This window comes from Micromonospora sp. HK10, from assembly GCF_000982955.1.
Taxonomy (GTDB): domain Bacteria; phylum Actinomycetota; class Actinomycetes; order Mycobacteriales; family Micromonosporaceae; genus Micromonospora.
Window position 1 is genome coordinate 16,250 of record NZ_KQ058658.1, and the last position, 15,998, is coordinate 32,247.

At 74.6% G+C, this 15,998-nt stretch carries 16 protein-coding genes; 7 read left to right on the top strand and 9 right to left on the bottom strand.

The features are described 5' to 3' along the window. Window positions 1-2 precede the first annotated feature (2 nt). From LQ51_RS01500 to LQ51_RS01510, 3 genes are all read right to left on the bottom strand, one after another. The gene (locus tag LQ51_RS01500; protein ID WP_046562792.1) at window positions 3-1,682 is read right to left on the bottom strand and encodes an ABC transporter substrate-binding protein; all 1,680 of its coding nucleotides are present in this window, start codon (window positions 1,680-1,682) and stop codon (window positions 3-5) included. Window positions 1,683-1,804: 122 nt separating this feature from the next. Further along, window positions 1,805-2,806: a LacI family DNA-binding transcriptional regulator gene (locus tag LQ51_RS01505; protein WP_046562793.1), complete on the bottom strand. Its 1,002-nt coding sequence runs from the start codon at window positions 2,804-2,806 to the stop codon at window positions 1,805-1,807. 225 nt (window positions 2,807-3,031) lie between these two features. Then, entirely contained in the window at window positions 3,032-3,811 is a 780-nt protein-coding gene (locus LQ51_RS01510; RefSeq protein ID WP_231605169.1) for an FkbM family methyltransferase, read from the bottom strand. Window positions 3,812-3,977: 166 nt separating this feature from the next. Here LQ51_RS01510 and LQ51_RS01515 point away from each other — a divergent pair, with 166 nt between their 5' ends. Next, complete coding sequence (locus tag LQ51_RS01515; RefSeq protein ID WP_046562794.1) at window positions 3,978-4,505, top strand: 2'-5' RNA ligase family protein; 528 nt, start codon at window positions 3,978-3,980, stop codon at window positions 4,503-4,505. Between the two features lie 10 nt (window positions 4,506-4,515). Here the strand turns inward: LQ51_RS01515 and LQ51_RS01520 are convergent, their stop codons facing one another. Beyond that, window positions 4,516-5,472: a helix-turn-helix transcriptional regulator gene (locus LQ51_RS01520; protein WP_052744721.1), complete on the bottom strand. Its 957-nt coding sequence runs from the start codon at window positions 5,470-5,472 to the stop codon at window positions 4,516-4,518. A gap of 266 nt (window positions 5,473-5,738) precedes the next feature. On the opposite strand from LQ51_RS01520, the gene LQ51_RS33645 reads away from it, so the two are divergent. Then, window positions 5,739-6,389, top strand: a complete 651-nt coding sequence (locus LQ51_RS33645; protein ID WP_231605171.1) for a hypothetical protein — start codon at window positions 5,739-5,741, stop codon at window positions 6,387-6,389. Window positions 6,390-6,395: 6 nt separating this feature from the next. On the opposite strand, the gene LQ51_RS01530 is transcribed toward LQ51_RS33645, so the two are convergent. The 3 genes from LQ51_RS01530 to LQ51_RS01540 are packed head-to-tail and all read right to left on the bottom strand — an operon-like array spanning window position 6,396 to window position 9,330. Further along, window positions 6,396-7,205: an ABC transporter ATP-binding protein gene (locus LQ51_RS01530; RefSeq protein ID WP_046562821.1), complete on the bottom strand. Its 810-nt coding sequence runs from the start codon at window positions 7,203-7,205 to the stop codon at window positions 6,396-6,398. Window positions 7,206-7,234: 29 nt separating this feature from the next. Next, window positions 7,235-8,260 carry a FecCD family ABC transporter permease gene (locus LQ51_RS01535; RefSeq protein WP_046562795.1) on the bottom strand — a complete coding sequence of 342 codons (1,026 nt, stop codon included), beginning with the start codon at window positions 8,258-8,260 and terminating at the stop codon, window positions 7,235-7,237. Further along, a complete protein-coding gene (locus LQ51_RS01540; protein ID WP_369799810.1) occupies window positions 8,257-9,330 on the bottom strand; it encodes a FecCD family ABC transporter permease in 1,074 nt (357 codons plus the stop codon). Before LQ51_RS01540 ends, LQ51_RS01535 begins: the two co-directional genes overlap by 4 nt. 67 nt (window positions 9,331-9,397) lie before the next feature. Between LQ51_RS01540 and LQ51_RS01545 the strand changes: the two genes are divergently transcribed. The 3 genes from LQ51_RS01545 (at window position 9,398) to LQ51_RS01555 (ending at window position 12,461) form a co-directional block, all read left to right on the top strand. After that, entirely contained in the window at window positions 9,398-10,432 is a 1,035-nt protein-coding gene (locus LQ51_RS01545) for an ABC transporter substrate-binding protein (protein ID WP_046562797.1), read from the top strand. After that, window positions 10,429-11,262, top strand: a complete 834-nt coding sequence (locus tag LQ51_RS01550) for a siderophore-interacting protein (protein ID WP_046562798.1) — start codon at window positions 10,429-10,431, stop codon at window positions 11,260-11,262. Before LQ51_RS01545 ends, LQ51_RS01550 begins: the two co-directional genes overlap by 4 nt. Before the next feature lie 113 nt (window positions 11,263-11,375). Further along, window positions 11,376-12,461 (top strand): FUSC family protein, encoded by a 1,086-nt coding sequence (locus LQ51_RS01555; RefSeq protein WP_156312948.1) that lies wholly within the window; start codon window positions 11,376-11,378, stop codon window positions 12,459-12,461. A gap of 165 nt (window positions 12,462-12,626) precedes the next feature. On the opposite strand, the gene LQ51_RS01560 is transcribed toward LQ51_RS01555, so the two are convergent. Both LQ51_RS01560 and LQ51_RS01565 read right to left on the bottom strand, forming a co-directional pair. Next, window positions 12,627-13,241, bottom strand: coding sequence for a YdeI/OmpD-associated family protein (locus tag LQ51_RS01560; RefSeq protein WP_046562800.1), 615 nt, complete (start codon window positions 13,239-13,241; stop codon window positions 12,627-12,629). Further along, complete coding sequence (locus tag LQ51_RS01565; protein ID WP_046562801.1) at window positions 13,238-13,576, bottom strand: antibiotic biosynthesis monooxygenase family protein; 339 nt, start codon at window positions 13,574-13,576, stop codon at window positions 13,238-13,240. The genes LQ51_RS01560 and LQ51_RS01565 overlap by 4 nt, the downstream gene beginning before the upstream one ends. 114 nt (window positions 13,577-13,690) lie before the next feature. On the opposite strand from LQ51_RS01565, the gene LQ51_RS01570 reads away from it, so the two are divergent. Continuing rightward, window positions 13,691-14,809: a M24 family metallopeptidase gene (locus LQ51_RS01570; protein WP_197087495.1), complete on the top strand. Its 1,119-nt coding sequence runs from the start codon at window positions 13,691-13,693 to the stop codon at window positions 14,807-14,809. Then, window positions 14,806-15,948, top strand: a complete 1,143-nt coding sequence (locus LQ51_RS01575) for an acyl-CoA dehydrogenase family protein (RefSeq protein WP_046562803.1) — start codon at window positions 14,806-14,808, stop codon at window positions 15,946-15,948. Before LQ51_RS01570 ends, LQ51_RS01575 begins: the two co-directional genes overlap by 4 nt. Window positions 15,949-15,998 lie beyond the last annotated feature (50 nt).

Here is a 15,998-nt window from a genome sequence, read left to right on the forward strand (position 1 = left end):
GATCAGCCGTTGGCGGGCTTGAGGTGCAGGACCACGTCCAGCGCGTTGGGCTGGGTGGGCTGCATCGCGCCGTACGGGTTCGAGTCGTCCGGCCAGCCGGTCCAGTTCTTCGTGCTGTACGCGCCGCCGATGTTGTCCGCGCCGACCGGGATCATCGGCATCTGCTCGACGAAGATCTTCTGCAGGGTGTTCATCGCGGCGGTGCGCGCGGCGTCGTCGGTGGCGTTGGCGTACGCGACGAGCGCGTCGGTCGCCTGCTTGTTGTTGAAGCGGCCGAAGTTGCCGGCGGGCGAGGCGGTGCCGATCGGCTTGAGCTGCCGGCCGTCCATGATGGTCCGGTAGATGTCGTACGGCGTGGCGCCGCCCTCGGTCCACCGGAAGGTCGCCTCGAAGTTGCCCTGCTCGACGTTGCGGAACCAGGCGTCCTGGTTGGCCTTGTCGACGGTCGCGGCGATGCCGATCTTCGACAGGCCGTCCTTCACGATCTCCAGGCTGGTCTGGTAGTCCGACCAGCCGGCCGGGTCGGTCAGCTTGATCGTCACGGCCCTACCGGTCTTGTCCTTGAGGGTGTTGCCGTCGAGCTTGTAGCCGGCACCGGTGAGCAGCGCCTTGGCGCCGTCGACGTCGACCTTGTGCTCCTGGCCCTTGAACTCGGGCGCGACGAACGAGTCACCGGCCGGGCTGGGCAGGCCGGTCACGCTCTTGACCAGCGGGTGGAAGTAGCCGGCCTCGGCGGTGGTGAAGATGTCCTCGCGGTCGATGACCATGTTCATGGCGCGCCGCAGGATCGGGTCGTCGAACGGCTTCTTCGTGGTGTTCAGGTAGAGGCCGTGGATGCCCAGGATGGCCGGCGCCCAGACCTTGTGGTGCTGCTGGTCCTTGGCGACGAAGACGGCCTGGTAGTTGGGGATGAAGACGAAGCTCCACTCCGACTCGCCGTTGGCCAGCGCGGTGGTCTGCGCGCTGTTGTCCGTGTAGGAGGTGTAGCGCAGCTCCTTGACCTTCGGCAGCTCCTGCCAGTAGCCGCTGTCCCGCACCGCCAGCGTCATGCTGGCCGGGGTGAACGACTTCAGCGTGTACGGGCCGCTGCCCACCGGCGCCTTGACGGCGTCGGTGGTCGGGTCGCTGATCTTCTCCCAGATGTGCTTGGGCACGATCGGCACCCGCCACAGCACCTTCTGCTGGTTGACGAACTGCGGGCTGGCCATCTTGATGGTGACCTCGTTGCCGCTGGCGGTCGCGTCGGTGTAGGGCACGCCCTGGTCGTTCAGGGCCGGGTACTTCTTGACCAGGTTGTAGGTGAACGCGACGTCCTCGGCGGTGAGCTTCTGGCCGTCGGACCAGCTGGCGTTGTCGCGGATGGTGACCTTCACCGAGGTGTAGTCGGCCGACCACTCGGCCTTGGTGGCCAGCCACGGCTTGAACGGCTCGGCCGGCTTGACCGGGTTCCACATCATCAGCGGCTCGAAGATCTGCCAGCGGTAGCCCAGCGAGGCAGCGGCCGAGGTGGTGAGGAACGGGTTGTTGTTCTCCGCCTGCGGGCCGTTCGGCATGCCGATGGTGAGCACCGTGGCGGCCGGGCCGCTCTTCTTGTTGTTGGCGTTCGGGCTGTCGCCGCAGGCGACGACCCCGGTGGCCAGGGCGCCGGCCAGCGCCACGGCGAGGAACTGCCTTCTTCTCATGGAGGTCTCCCTCGGTGGTCCCGCGTGTTCTCGAGCGGGATGTGGTGGATGGAGGGTGTGCGGTGGTGCCACCGGCGGCCGTGCTGCCCGCCGGTGTGGGTGGTGGAGCGATCGGTGCGGGGTCAGGTGACGCCGGTCGAGGCGCGGACGGTGAAGCTGGTGGGGATGACGGTCGGTGCGTGGGTCAGCGGCCGGCCGGCGAGGTGGGCGATGAGGGTACGGGCGGCGACGGCTCCCATCTCCCGCAACGGCTGGTGCACCGAGCTCAACGGCGGGTGGGTGTGCCCGGCCAGCGGCAGGTCGTCGAAGCCGACGACGGCCACGTCGTCGGGGACGCGCCGGCCGGCGTCGCGCAGCGCCTGGAGCGCGCCCGCGGCGGAGAGGTCGTTGTGGGCGAACACGGCGTCGAACGGCACGCCGCCGGCCAGCAGCCGCTGCACCGCCGCCCGGCCGCACTCGAAGGTGAAGTCGCCCTCCACGACCAGGTCGGGGTCGATGGGTACGCCGGCGTCGGCGTAGCCCTCCGCGAAGCCGGCCAGCCGTTCCCGGGTGCAGCCGAAGCGGCGCAGCCCGGTCACCACGAGCGGTCGGCGCCGGCCCAGCGCCAGCAGGTGGTTCGCCGCGGCCCGGGCGCCGGCGGTGTTGGTGGTCCGCACCGAGGGGAAGCCCGGCTGGTGGCCGCGGTCGTCGATGAGGATCACCGGCAGGCCGCGTTCGTGCAGTTCGGTGATGTAGTCGAGGGTGCCCTCCGGCTCGACGACCAGGAGCCCGTCGAAGGACTTCGCGGAGACCTGGGAGGCGAACCGGCGCATCGACTCGTCGCCGTGGGTGCAGGTGAACAGCAGCAGCCCGTACCCCTCGGACTCGACCACGTCGGCGGCGCCCTGCAGCACCTCGCCCATCCAGGGCCAGGTGAGCGCGGGCACCAGCATGCCGACCACCCGGGTGTGGCCGCGCGCCAGGCCGACGGCGCGGGCGCTCGGCACGTACCCGAGGTCGCTGATCACGGCCCGGACCCGGTCGGCGGTGCGGACGTGCACCTCGCCCTTGCCGTTGAGCACCCGCGAGACGGTGGTCTTGCTCACCCCCGCCCGGGTGGCGACGTCGGCGATGGTGATCGGCACGGTGACCTTCCCGGGTAGTGGGGGCGGTGGAGAGAGCGCTCTCGGAACCGGTTTCACGCAGTCAACCGAAGGGGCTGCGGTCACGTCAATAACGGGCCGGTAACAAAACATGACTAAATTCAAAATGCTAAAAAAGGGCCGCGACGGCGGCGTCGACCACTGTGCACGGTGGACCCGCCGGCAGGGCCGCTCACCTGTGGCGACGTTCCCGCGGGCCGGACGGGGTCACCAGGACGCGGTGCGGCAGTAGACGTCGCCCGAGTTGGCCTCGTGCGGCAGCGCGGCCAGGTGGGCGGCCACCTCGTCCGCCGGCCGCCAGCCCGGCAGGGCGAGCCGCATCTCGTCACCGACGGCGAGGCTGAACCGGGTGAAGCCGAGCCCGGTCAGCCGGTCCAGGCACCGCCCGGCCAGCTCCCGGGCGATGGTGGTGAACTCGAACGACAGCGCCGGCAGCGGGCGGCTCAGCCCGGCCAGCACGGCGTCCTCGAAGCCCTCCACGTCGATCTTCACGAAGGCCGGTACGCCGTGCGCGGCGATCAGCTCGTCCAGCGTGGTGGCGGCGACCTCGATCTGGTCGTCCCAGGTCTCGCGCTCCCAGCCACGCGCTCCGGCCGCGGCCCGGACGAACCGGGCCGACGCCGTGGAGACCGTGGGATTGGCGGAGTTGAGGTGCAGCCGGAGCCGTTCCGGGCGGGCCCCGCAGGCGGCCTCGACCACGGTGACCTGGGCGTCGCGGGCGTAGAGGGCGCGCAGCGCCCGGGCGCAGAGCGGCTGCGGTTCGACGGCCACCACCCGGGCGCCGAGCCGGCGGAAGCTGCCGAGCCGGTCGCCGACGTGCGCGCCGACGTCGAAGACCAGGTCGCCGGGGCGGACCAGGGGGGCGTAGAAGGCGTCCATCGCGGCGTCGCGGGCCGGGTCGCCGTAGTACCGCTCCAGCGAGCCGCGCAGCTCCGCCAGGGCCGGATCCGTCTTGAGGGCCTCGATCACCCCGTGCTGATCGCCCACCGTTCCGACCGTAGTCGCCCCGGCCCGACCGCGAGCCCGATTCGCGTCCATCCCGGGTCGCATCGGGCCGCACCCGGTGGTCCAGCCTCCTAGGATGCCCTGCGGGTGGAGCCGCCGGTCACGAAACCCGCTGGACCGTGTCCGACGATGACCGGAGGCTGGGCCGATGAAGCCCACCGAGACCGCCCTGATCGTCGTCGTGCCCGAGGCCGAGCCGGCGGTGGGACGCTTCCGGTCCGCCCTCGACGTGGCGGCCGGTTGGGGAGTGCCCGCGCATGTGACCGTGCTCTACCCGTTCCTGCCCCCGGATCGGATCACCGACGAGGTGATCACCGACCTGGACCGGATCTGCGCGGCCACCCCGTGCGGCGAGGTGTCGTTCGCGGAGGTGAAGTGGTTCGGGGACACGGTCGTCTGGCTCGCGCCGGACCCGGACGACGTGTTTCGCCACCTCACCGCGGCCGTGTGGCGGCGGTTCCCGGAGGCGGCGCCCTATGGCGGCGCCCATGCCGAGCCCGTACCGCACCTGACCATCGGGCATGACGCCCCGAAGCAGGTGCTGGCGCAGGCCGCCGAGGCGGTCGCCGGCCGGCTGCCGATCCGCACCACCGTCGACACGGTCCGGCTCATCGCCGGAACGGCGGCGCCCGACTCCTGGCGCACCCGGCACGAGTTCGCGTTCGGCCGGGGATAGCCCGGCCGGGTCAGCCGTACAGGGTGCGCCGCGGGGCGACGCCGAAGGTGGCCCGGTAGCGGGCGGTGAACCGGCTGTGGCTGAGGAAGCCCCAGCGCAGGGCGATGCCGGCCACGGTTTCCCGGCCCGGGTCGGCGACCTGCAGCTCCCGGTGGGCGCGCCGCAGCCGGATGTCCCGCAGGTAGGCCATCGGGGTGGTGTCCAGGTGCCGGCGGAAGGCCAGTTGCAGGGCGCGCGGTGAGACCCGGGCCGCCGCGGCCACCTGGGCGACGCTGACGTCCAGGTGGGCGTGCTCCTCCAGGTAGGCGACGGCGCGGCGGAGGGTGGCGCCGCCGGCGTCCGCGGTGTCCCGCCGCGTGGCCGGGGGCGGGCTCGCGTCGCAGAGGGCCAGGGCCGAGGCGGCCAGCAGCCGGGCGGTGGCGCCCATCACCAGTGGGCTGCGCAGGGCGTCCGGTTCGGACAGCAGGGCCCGGCGGACGTAGGCGGTGGTGGTCCGCCAGTGCCGGGCCAGGTGGGGCGGGGCCGCGCCGAGATCGGCGTTGCGCACCGCGTCGGCGGTTGCGTCCTCGCCGCTGACCTCGGCGAGCAGGGCGAGGTCGAGGACGCAGAGGGCCACCCGGCCGGGTCGCCAGTCCACTGTGCACGGCTGCTGCGGCCGGCTCACCACGTGCACGTCGCCGGGCAGGTAGCGGACCGCCTCGCCGTCGCGGGTCCGGTTGACCTCGCCGGTGAGTGGTTCGCAGACGACCAGGGTGTCGAGGCCGTCGATGCCGACCGTCAGGTCGGTGGACTGGCTGAGGTCGTCGAGGCGGACCAGGCCGAGGTCGGTGCGCCAGTGGGTGAGCCGGTAGTCGCCGTCGCGGGCGCGCAGGCGTAACCGGGTGCCGTACGTGGTGGCGAGATGGTGGTGGATGTCGTCGGGGTCTCGGCTGTCGAATTGGTGCGTCGCCGGTGCCAGGGTCCTCACTCCGCCTCCGGATGCCGGTGTCTCGAGGGCGCTGGGACGATTGGTGGTGGCGAGCGATTCCCGTTGCTGGGAATAGCGCCGAGGTGGATTGTATGCGTGACTGACTGATCACACAGCCAGTTCCGGGTCTGATTCGCATTTGGACTAACGGCCCGCGTGTCAGGTACTAGATCGCGTCGGCGGGGCCCGTGGATCATGCGGGGACGGGTTGCCGATTCCGGTCGCCGGGAGGGCAACGGGTCGACGGTGTGGGGAGGGGGACCGCGGTGGACACCAGGACCGCCAGGCAGATCGGGAACGCGGCGGCGAGCGAGGCCGTGCGGCGGGCGACACGGGACGACCGGCTGCGCGGCCGGATGGCGGAGCGAACACCGGTGTGGGAGTCGTGCCTGCGCGACCTGCTCGCCGAGGTCCTCGTGGCCGACGTGGCGCCGGTGCCCGAGCGACTGCTGCTGCTCTGCCGGCAGAGCCGGCTGAGCCGGGACGCCTTCGACGCGCTCGGCCACCATCTGCTCAGCGCGTTGCTGCCGCACCGGGTCGGCGCGGACGCGTTGATCCGGGTCGGCGCGCTGCTCGGCACCGTGCGGGGACGGCTGCACCCGGCCGGCCCGGCCCGCAACGGGCGCCGGGTGACGACCGGCGCGCCGGCGGGCAACGCCGCCGCCCGCCGGTACACGGCCTCCCGTCCTCCCGAGCACCTGCCCACCCCGCCGGGGTGGTTCTGCACCGGGTGCGGTGCCGCGTGGCCCTGCCCGACCAAGCAGAGCCAGTTGCTGGTGGAGTTCGGTGGGGCGAGCGCGGGCCTGGCGGTCTACCTCGGCGCGTGCCTGGTCGCCGCGGTGCAGGACCTGCCGGCGCTCTCCCTGGCCCAGGCCCGCGAGCGGTTCCTGGGCTGGCTGCCCCGTACCCGGTTCTGACCGGCCTCAGCCGGCTGCCGGCGTGGCCCGGCGGGCGGCCGGCAGCACCAGCGGGGCACCGGTCTCCGGGTCCTCGATGACCCGGCAGGGCAGCCCGAAGACCTCCTGCACCAGCTCGGCGGTGACGATCCGGCGCGGATCGCCGGCGGCGACCACCCGCCCGTCGCGCATCGCCACCAGATGGGTGGCGTAGCGGGCCGCCTGGTGCAGGTCGTGCAGCACGGCGACCAGGGTGCGGCCCTGCTCCTCGTGCAGCCGGGCGCACAGGTCCAGCACCTCCACCTGGTGGGCGATGTCCAGATAGGTGGTCGGCTCGTCGAGCAGCAGCAGCGGGGTCTGCTGGGCCAGCGCCATGGCGATCCAGACCCGTTGCCGTTGCCCGCCGGAGAGTTCGTCGACCGGGCGGTCGGCCAGCTCCGCGACCCCGGTGTCGGCCATCGCCCCGGCGACCACCCGCTCGTCCTCGCGGGACCACTGGCGCAGCAGGCCCTGGTGCGGGTAGCGGCCGCGGGCGACCAGCTCGGCCACGGTGAGGCCGTCCGGCGCGACCGCGGACTGGGGCAGGAGCCCGAGGGTACGGGCGACCTGGCGGGCCGGCCGGCGGTGGATGTCGGCGCCGTCGAGCAGCACCGTGCCACGGGTGGGCCGCAACAGCCTGGCCAGCGCCCGCAGCAGGGTCGACTTGCCGCACGCGTTCGGGCCGATGATCACGGTGAACGAGCCGTCCGGCACCGCCACGGTGAGGTCCTCGGCGACGATGCGCCGGTCGTACGCGAGGGTCAGCGCCGTGCCGACCAGCCGGCTGTCCGGTCCCATCCGGGCGGTGTCCTTCCGATCCGGGCCGGTCATCGCCGGCCTCCTCGTTCGCCGGCGAGCAGCCAGGCCAGGTAGCCGCCGCCGAGCACGCCGGTGACCACACCGACGGGCAGTTGGTGGCCGGCGACCGCGTGCTGGGCGAGCTGATCGGCGGCGACCAGCAGCGCGGCGCCGAGGGCGGCCGCCGGCAGCAGATTGGGGCCGGGGGCGCGGGTGAGCCGGCGGGCCAGGTGCGGGGCGGTCAGCGCGAGGAACGACACCGGGCCGGCGGCCGCCGCGGCCAGCGAGACCAGCAGCACCGCGGTGCCGAGGGCGGCGGCGCGGACCCGGCGGACCGGCACGCCCAGCGCCGCGGCGCTGTCGTCGCCCATCTCCAGCAGCCGCAGCGCCGGGGCGCGGGCCAGCAGCACGACCGGCACCAGCACGGCCAGCGCGCCGAGCACCGGCAGGGCGTTGGCCCAGCCGCGGCCGTCCAGGCTGCCGGTGATCCAGAGGGTGGCCCGCGCCGCGTCCATCAGCGGGGCGCGGGTGAGCAGCCAGCCGTTGACGCCGGTGAGGATGGCGGTCACCCCGATGCCCACCAGGACCAGCCGGTGACCGCCCACTCCGGAGCGTCCGGCCAGGGCGTAGAGCAGCGCGCCGGTGAGCGTGCCGCCGACGGCCGCCGCCCCGGCCAGGGCGACGCTGCTGCCGCCGGCCACCACCACGACCAGCGCGCCGGTGGCCGCGCCGGAGGTGACGCCGAGGACGTCCGGGCTGCCCAGCGGGTTGCGGGTCAGGGACTGGAAGACCGCGCCGGCCAGGCCCAGCGCGGCGCCCACCGCGAGGGCCGTGACGAGCCGGGGCAGGCGCAGCTCGGTGACGATGAACCGGTCGGCGGGGTTGCCGCCGCCGACCAGCACGCGGAGCACGTCGCGCGCGGCGATCGGGTAGTCGCCGGCGCCGATGGCGAACACGCCGAGGGTGAGGGCGAGCAGGACGCCGGCGCTGCCGACGACGAGCGCCCGGGGGTGCAGGCGCAGTGACAGCCCGCCGGGCAGGCGCAGCACGATCACGGGCGGGCCACCCGTCCACGGCGGACCAGGTAGAGGAAGAGCGGACCGCCGAGCACGGCGGTGACCAGGCCGACCTGGAGTTCGCCGGGGCGGCCCAGCAGCCGCCCGGCCACGTCGGCGGTGAGCAGCAGCACCGGCGCGAAGATCGCGCACCAGGGCAGCAGCCGGCGCGGGTCCGGGCCGGTGAACGCGCGCACCAGGTGCGGGGCGAGCAACCCGACGAAGACGATCGGGCCGCAGGCGGCGGTGGCCGCCCCGCAGAGCAGGGTGACCGCCGCGACGACGGCGGCGCGGACCAGGCCGGGTCGGGCGCCGAGGGCGCGGGCCGGGTCGTCGCCGAGGGCGAGGGCACCCAGCGGGCGGGCCGCGGCGAGGGCGAGCAGCAGGCCGGCCAGGATGAAGGGGAGCAGGGCGGGCACGGTGTCGGTGCGCGCGCCGGCCAGCGAGCCGACGGTCCAGAACCGCAGCCGCTCCAGCGAGGTGCTGTCCACCAGCATCACGGCGCTGACGTAGGAGTAGAGGGCCGCGTTGAGCGCCGCGCCGGCGAGGGCCATCCGGGCCGGGGTGGCCTGCCGCCCGCCGCCGACGGCCTGCACGGCGACCGTGACCAGGGCGGCGCCGAGCAGCGCGTACCACACCTGGTGGTCCAGGGCGGTGACGCCGAACAGGACGGTGGCGGTGGCCACCGCGGCCGAGGCGCCGGCGTTGATGCCGAGCAGGCCCGGGTCGGCCAACGGATTGCGGGTGAGCACCTGCATGGCGGCGCCGGCCACGCCGAGGGCGGCCCCGGCGGCGAGGCCGAGCAGGGTGCGGGGCAGCCGCATCCGGTGCACCACGGCGTAGTCGGCGGCGGCCGGGTCGGTGAGGCCCTGCCACACCTCGCTGAGGCTGAGCGGTTTCGCGCCGACGGCGACGCTGAGCACCGCCACCGCGCCGAGCAGGAGCAGGCCCAGCAGCAGGCCGGCGCCGCGCCAGCGGCGACGCCGGGACGCCGGGCCGGCGACGGTGGCGGGTGGGATGGGTGCGATGACGTACAGGGTGGGCTCCGGGGCGGTGAACAGGCTTGACAGGCAGTTAGGTTAGGTTAACCTAAGCCCGCTGTCCATGGTCATCCGACCCGTACCGAAAGACGACACCATGCCCGAGACCCTGTCCGGCCGCCGCCTCACCCGCCGTGGCCTGCTCGCCGCCGGCGGTGCCGCCGGCCTCGCCGCCCTGCTCGCCGGCTGCGGTGGCGACGGCGACACCGCCACCGGCACCGCCGCCACCGGCGGCCCCTGGTCCTTCACCGACGACCGCCCGGAGAAGGTCGACGCCGCCAGCCGGCCGGCACGGATCGTCGCCTTCACCGGGGTGGCCGCCGCGCTGGTCGACTTCGGGGTGGACAAGCAGATCGTCGGCGTCTTCGGCGAGACCAAGAAGGCCGACGGCAGCAAGGAGCCGCAGGCCGGCGACCTCGACGTGGAGAGCGTCGAGATCCTCGGCAACGCGTGGGGCGAGTTCAACCTGGAGAAGTACGCCGGGCTGCGCCCCGACCTGCTGGTCACCCACATGTACGACCCGGGTGCGCTCTGGTACGTGCCGGACGAGAGCAAGGCCAAGATCCTGCCGCTCGCGCCGAGCGTCGCCATCACCACCGCCCGGGTGCCGATGACCCGACCGATCGAGCGCTACGCCGAACTCGCCCGCTCGCTCGGCGCCGACCTGTCCGCCAAGAAGGTCACCGACGCGAAGGCCCGCTTCACCGCGGCCGCCGACGCCGTCCGGGCGGCCGTCAAGGCCAACCCGGGGATCAAGGTGATGGCCGCCTCCGGCAGCCCCGACCTGTTCTACGTCTCCAACCCGAAGGTCAGCACCGACCTGATGTACTTCGCCGAACTCGGCGTCGACCTGGTGCTGCCGACCAAGCTCGAACAGGGGGACTACTTCGAGGCGCTGAGCTGGGAGAACACCGGCAAGTTCCCGGCCGACCTGATCCTGCTCGACAACCGACCCACCGCCCTGCAGCCCAAGGACCTGGCCGCGAAGCCGACCTGGGCGCAACTGCCCGCGGTCAAGGCCAACCAGGTCACCCCGTGGGACGCGGTGCCCCGCTTCTCGTACGCCGGCGCCGCCCCGCTGCTGGAGAGCCTGGCCACCGCGATCCGCGGGGCGAAGAAGGTCACCTCGTGAGCACGGCCGTCGCGCTGCGGTACCGGTTCTACGCGGCCCGGGTGCGCGCCGTCCGCCCGGTCGGCGCCTCCCTGGTCCGGGTCACCTTCGGCGGCGAGGACCTGGTCGACTTCGCCGGCGGCGGGCGGGACCAGAGCGTCTCGCTCTTCCTGCCGCACCCCGGGCAGGCCGCCCCGGTCGTGCCGGTCGAAGCCGGGGACAACTGGCACCCGGCCTGGCGTGCCCTGGACCCGCAGGTGCGGGCGGTGATGCGCTCGTACACCATCCGGGCGCAGCGCCCGGAGCGCGGCGAGCTGGACATCGACTTCGTCCGGCACGGCGACACCGGCCCGGCCACCCGCTGGGCCGGGCGGGCCGCTGCCGGCGATCCGGTGCTGATCCTCGGCCCGGCCGTGCCGGACGAGCGCAGCGTCCGCTTCCAGCCGCCGGCCGGCACCGACGGGGTGCTGCTGGTCGCCGACGAGACGGCGCTGCCGGCGGTCGGTGCCATCCTCGACTGGCTGCCCGCCGGCACCCCGGTCCGCGGGCTCGTCGAGGTGCCCGAGCCCGGCGACATCCAACCGCTGCCCACCGAGGCGCGTGCCGAGGTGACCTGGCTGGTCCGCGGCGCCACCGCCCCCGCCGGGGCGTTGCTGCCCGACGCGCTGCGCGCCACCCGGCTGCCCGGCGCCAACCCGTACACGTGGCTGGCCGGCGAGGCCGGCATGGTGCGCGCCGCGCGCCGGCACCTGGTCGGTGAGCGCGGCCTGGACCGCCGCCGGATCACCTTCGCCGGTTACTGGCGGCGCGGCGCGTCCGAGGACGACCTGCGCGCCGAGGCCGGCGCCTGACCCTCGGCCGGAACCGGCCACGGCCGGGACTACCCGTGCGGTGGGTGGGTAGAGCGGGGCGTGACCGCGCCCGAGCCGCCGCGCCGGTGCCGCCCGGACCGCCCGGTGGCGCCGTGAGCAAGGCTGCGACGGCCACCGGGCGGGAGCTGCGGGAGGCGTACGAGCGGCTGCGCCGGTACTTCATCGTGGCCCTCCAGGCCGGGGTGGCGGCCGGGCTGTCCTGGTATGTCGCCCACACCCTGCTGCACAACCCCCAGCCGCTGTTCGCGCCCGCCGCCGCGGTCGGCACCATCGCCGCGGCCATCGGCAACCGGGTCCGCCGCACCGCCGAGCTGCTCGCCGGGGTGATCGTCGGCGTGCTCATCGGCGACCTGATCATCCAGGTGATCGGCAACGGGCCGGTGCAGACCGGGCTGGTCGTCGCGCTGGCCATCTCGGCGGCGGTGGCGTTCCGGGGCAGCGGGGCGGTGATGGTGCAGGCCGGCAGCACGGCCGTGCTGCTCGGCACGGTCGAGCCGAACGCGCCGGACCTCGCCGTGCCGCGTACGGCGAACGCGCTGGTCGGCGGTGGGGTGGCGGTGGTGGTGGCGCTGTTGCTGCTGCCGCTGAATCCGGTGCGGGTGGTGCACCGCGCGGCGGGTCCCACCCTCGACCTCTTCGCCGACCAGCTGACCCGCACCGCGCAGGCCCTCGTCGCCGCCGACGGCGGGCAGGCCGACGCGGCGCTGCAACGCCTCCAGGCCGCCGAGGCGGAGCGGCGGCAGACCACCGAGATCGTCGCGGCGGCGGCGGAGGTGGCGTCGCTGTCTCCCTGGCGGCGGCGCAACCGCTCCCGGCTGCGCCGCTACCAGCACGCCGCCAGCCACCTGGAGCTGGCCTTCACCAACAGCCGCAACATGGTCCGCCGGGCGGTCGCGTTGCTCGACACCGGGGAGCCGGTCCCACCCGAGCTGCCGGCCGCGATCGAGACCTTCGGGCAGTCACTGCGGCTGCTGCACCGGGACTTCCTGGCCGGCCGGGATCCGGCGCTCGCCCGGGCCCGGGCGCTGCACGCGGTCGAGCAGGCACGCCGGGCCCGGGCCCGGGGGCTCGGCTTCTCCGGCACGATCGTCGTCTCGCAGATCTTCATCGTGGCCAACGAACTGCTCCAGGCGTCCGGGCTGAGCAAGCCCGAGGCGGACCGGTTTACCGGCCGCTGACCGCCGGCCGCCCGCCGCGGCGCGGATCGGCGGGTTCGCCCGCCGCCTGGATGATCAACTCCGGCTGCGGCAAAGCGGCCTTTCAGGGGCTCCGGACACCACCACCTGCCGCAACCGGGGTTGATCAAATGGGCCTCGACCCCGCAGCGAGACGGCGCGGTCCGCCTACGAGGACTCCCCGCCGTCGTCCAGGGTGCGCCGCTGCGGGTACGGCGTGTCGCCGCGCGCCAGCATGGCGACGAACTCGGCGATCCGCCGGTGGCGCGTGTCGGCCCGTCTGGCGCTGGTGACCCGGTAGATCACCGCGAAGCGGTTGCGGGCGGTGAGCAGGTCGAACATCCGCTCGGCCCGGGGCTCGGCGGCCAGCGCGGCCAGCAGGTCCGGCGGAGGTTCCGCGCTGGCCTGGCCGGCGTACGCGGCGTCCCAACGGCCGTCGGCCCGGGCCCGCTCCACCTCGGCCAGGCCGGCCGGGTGCATCCGGTCCTGCGCGGTCAGCCGCGCCACGATGCCGACGTTCCGCGCCGACCAGGGGCTGCGCGGGCGGCGCGGGGTGAACCGCTGCCGGTAGGTGGCTTCGTCGCGGCGGCGGACCTGACCGTCGATCCAGCCGTGGCAGAGTGCCTCGTCGAGCGCCTCGTCGTAACCGAGCCGGGTGGGGCTGGTGGTGCCCCGCTTGGCCAGCACCAGCCAGACCCCGGTCGGATCGGCGTGGTGGGCGGCGAGCCAGTCCCGCCAGGCCGGCGCGTCCGGGACGATCAGCTCGGGCGGCTCCGCGGTCATCGCCCGGCGTCGCCCGCGCCGACCCCGCCGAGGGGGACGACGTCCACCCGCTCGGGCGGCCCGGCCAGCATCGCCAGCACGTCATTGACGCTCGGAGCGGTCGAGTCGGCGGCGGGCGCGGCCAGCGCCGCCTGCGCGGCGGCCTCGTCGGCCCACACCTCGGTCACCCGCACCGTGTCCGGCGCCGACCGGTCCTGGCTGACGAGGTAGAGCTCGCAGCCGGGAAATCCGCGCAGTCCTTCGGCCACCCGCACCAGCGCGTCGGCGAGTTCGCTCCCGCGCCCGGGCTGGGCCCGCATCATCATCAGCCGGCCGATCCGCCCGGTGCCGTCCATCCTGCTCCCTCCGCCGGAACCGTGTCCGACCGAGCGTAGCGGCGGCGGGCCGGGCGCACGGGGCACGCCGGTCGGCTTACCGGCTCCCGTACCGACCCAAACGACCGTTAAGCTCTGGGGGTGGGACTCGACGAGCTGTACCCGGCCGCGCGGCTGACCGCCGCCCAGCGCGCCACCGCCGCGGCGGGCCTGGACGCGCTGCTGCTCACCCCCGGCTCCGACCTGCGCTACCTGACCGGCTACGACGCCCACGCGGGGGAGCGGCTGACCTGCCTCGTGCTCCCCGCCGAGGGCGAAGCCACCCTGATCGTGCCCACCCTGGAGCGGCCGGCCGCCGAGGCCGCCCCGGGCGTCGCGGCGGTGCGCCTGGTCGACCACGCCGACGGCACCGACCCGTACCCGCTGGTCCGGGCCGCGCTGTCCGGGCCGGTGGCCGCGGTCGGGCTCGCCGACCGGATGTGGGCCGAGCAGGTCCTCGCGCTGCGCGCCGCGCTGCCCGAGGCCACCCAGCGCCTCGCCTCCGCGGTGCTGCGTGAGCTGCGCCTGCGCAAGTCCCCGGCCGAGGTGGCCGCCCTGGCCGAGGCCGGCGCCGCCATCGACGCCGTGCACGCCGCGATGGGGCGGTGGCTGCGCCCGGGCCGCACCGAGGCGCAGGTGGCCGCCGACCTCGCCGCCGCGATCCGGGCGGCGGGCCACGTCACCGTGGACTTCGTCATCGTCGCCGCGGGCCCCAACGGCGCCAGCCCGCACCACGGCACCTCCGACCGGCCGATCCGGGCCGGCGAGCCGGTCGTGGTCGACATCGGCGGCACCATGCCGTCCGGCTACCGCTCCGACTGCACCCGCACCTATGTCGCCGGCGGGCCGGCCCCGGCCGAGTTCACCGACTACTACACGGTGCTGTACGAGGCGCAGCGCGCGGCGGTGGCCGCGGTCCGGCCCGGGATCACCGCCGAGGCGGTCGACGCGGCCGCCCGTGAGGTGATCACCGCGGCCGGCTACGGCGACGCCTTCCTGCACCGCACCGGCCACGGCATCGGCCTCGACACCCACGAGGAGCCGTACGTGGTGGCCGGCAACCGCCGACCCCTGGAGGCCGGCATGGCCTTCTCGGTCGAACCCGGGATCTACCTCGCCGGGCGGCACGGCGCCCGGATCGAGGACATCGTCGTCTGCACGACGGACGGCGGGCAACGGCTCAACACCACCCCCACGGAGCTCATCGCGCTATGAACGTCGACCGGATCCTCCCCACCGACGAGGCCCGCGACCTGTTGGACCTCGCCACCGAGCTCGCCGACCGCGAGCTGGCCCCGCGGGCCGCCGACTTCGAGGCGCGCGGCGAGTTCCCCCGCGAGGTGCTGCGCACCCTGGGCCGCTCCGGCCTGCTCGGGCTGCCCTACCCGGAGGAGCACGGCGGGGCCGCCCAGCCGTACGAGGTCTACCTGCAGGTGCTGGAGATCCTCGCCAGCCGCTGGCTGGCCGTCGCCGAGGCGGTCAGCGTGCACACCCTGTCCTGCCACCCGGTCGCCCGGTTCGGCACCGACGAGCAGCGCAAGCTGCTGCCCGACATGATCGGCGGCGAGTTGCTCGGGGCGTACTGCCTCTCCGAGCCGCAGGGCGGCTCCGACGCGGCGGCGCTGACCACGAAGGCGGTCCGCGACGGCGACGACTACGTGGTGACCGGCACCAAGGCGTGGATCACGCACGCCCGGGTCGCCGACTTCTACAACATCTTCTGCCGCACCGGCGGCCCCGGCCCGAAGGGCATCTCCTGCCTGCTCGCCGACCGGAACACGCCCGGCATCGTCCCGCAGGCCGCCGAGCGCACCATGGGGCTGCACGCCTCCCCGGTCGCGCAGATCGCCTTCGACGACGCCCGGGTGCCGGCCGAGCGGCTGATCGGTGGGGAGGGTGCCGGTTTCCGGATCGCCATGTCCGCGCTGGACTCCGGCCGGCTCGGCATCGCCGCCTGCGCGGTCGGCCTGGCCCAGGCGGCCCTCGACTACGCCGTCGACTACGCGCGGCAGCGGCAGCAGTTCGGTCGGCCCATCATCGACTTCCAGGGGCTCGGCTTCAACCTCGCCGACCACGCCACCGGCATCTCCGCGGCCCGGGCGCTGACCCTGGCCGCCGCGCGGCTGCGCGACGCCGGCCGGCCGTACTCGATCGAGGCGGCGAAGGCGAAGCTCTTCGCCACCGACCTGGCTATGCGGGTGACCACCGACGCGGTGCAGGTGCTCGGCGGCGCCGGCTACGTCGCCGACCACCCGGTCGAGCGGTACATGCGGGAGGCGAAGGTGCTGCAGATCGTGGAGGGCACCAACCAGATCCAGCGGCTGGTCATCTCCCGGGCGCTCGCCAAGGGGTGACGGGGCCGCCGGTGTCGACGACCGTGGGCGCGGCCAACGAGTTGCTAGAT

Bases quoted from the DNA above. Each gene is read 5' to 3' on its own strand.
- LQ51_RS01515 (WP_046562794.1), top strand. From the start codon at position 3,978: ATGAAGCCCACCGAGACCGCCCTGATCGTCGTCGTGCCCGAGGCCGAG.
- LQ51_RS01545 (WP_046562797.1), top strand. From the start codon at position 9,398: ATGCCCGAGACCCTGTCCGGCCGCCGCCTCACCCGCCGTGGCCTGCTC.
- LQ51_RS01560 (WP_046562800.1), bottom strand. From the start codon at position 13,241: ATGACCGCGGAGCCGCCCGAGCTGATCGTCCCGGACGCGCCGGCCTGG.
- LQ51_RS01575 (WP_046562803.1), top strand. From the start codon at position 14,806: ATGAACGTCGACCGGATCCTCCCCACCGACGAGGCCCGCGACCTGTTG.
- LQ51_RS01565 (WP_046562801.1), bottom strand. From the start codon at position 13,576: ATGGACGGCACCGGGCGGATCGGCCGGCTGATGATGATGCGGGCCCAG.
- LQ51_RS01530 (WP_046562821.1), bottom strand. From the start codon at position 7,205: ATGGGACCGGACAGCCGGCTGGTCGGCACGGCGCTGACCCTCGCGTAC.
- LQ51_RS01500 (WP_046562792.1), bottom strand. From the start codon at position 1,682: ATGAGAAGAAGGCAGTTCCTCGCCGTGGCGCTGGCCGGCGCCCTGGCC.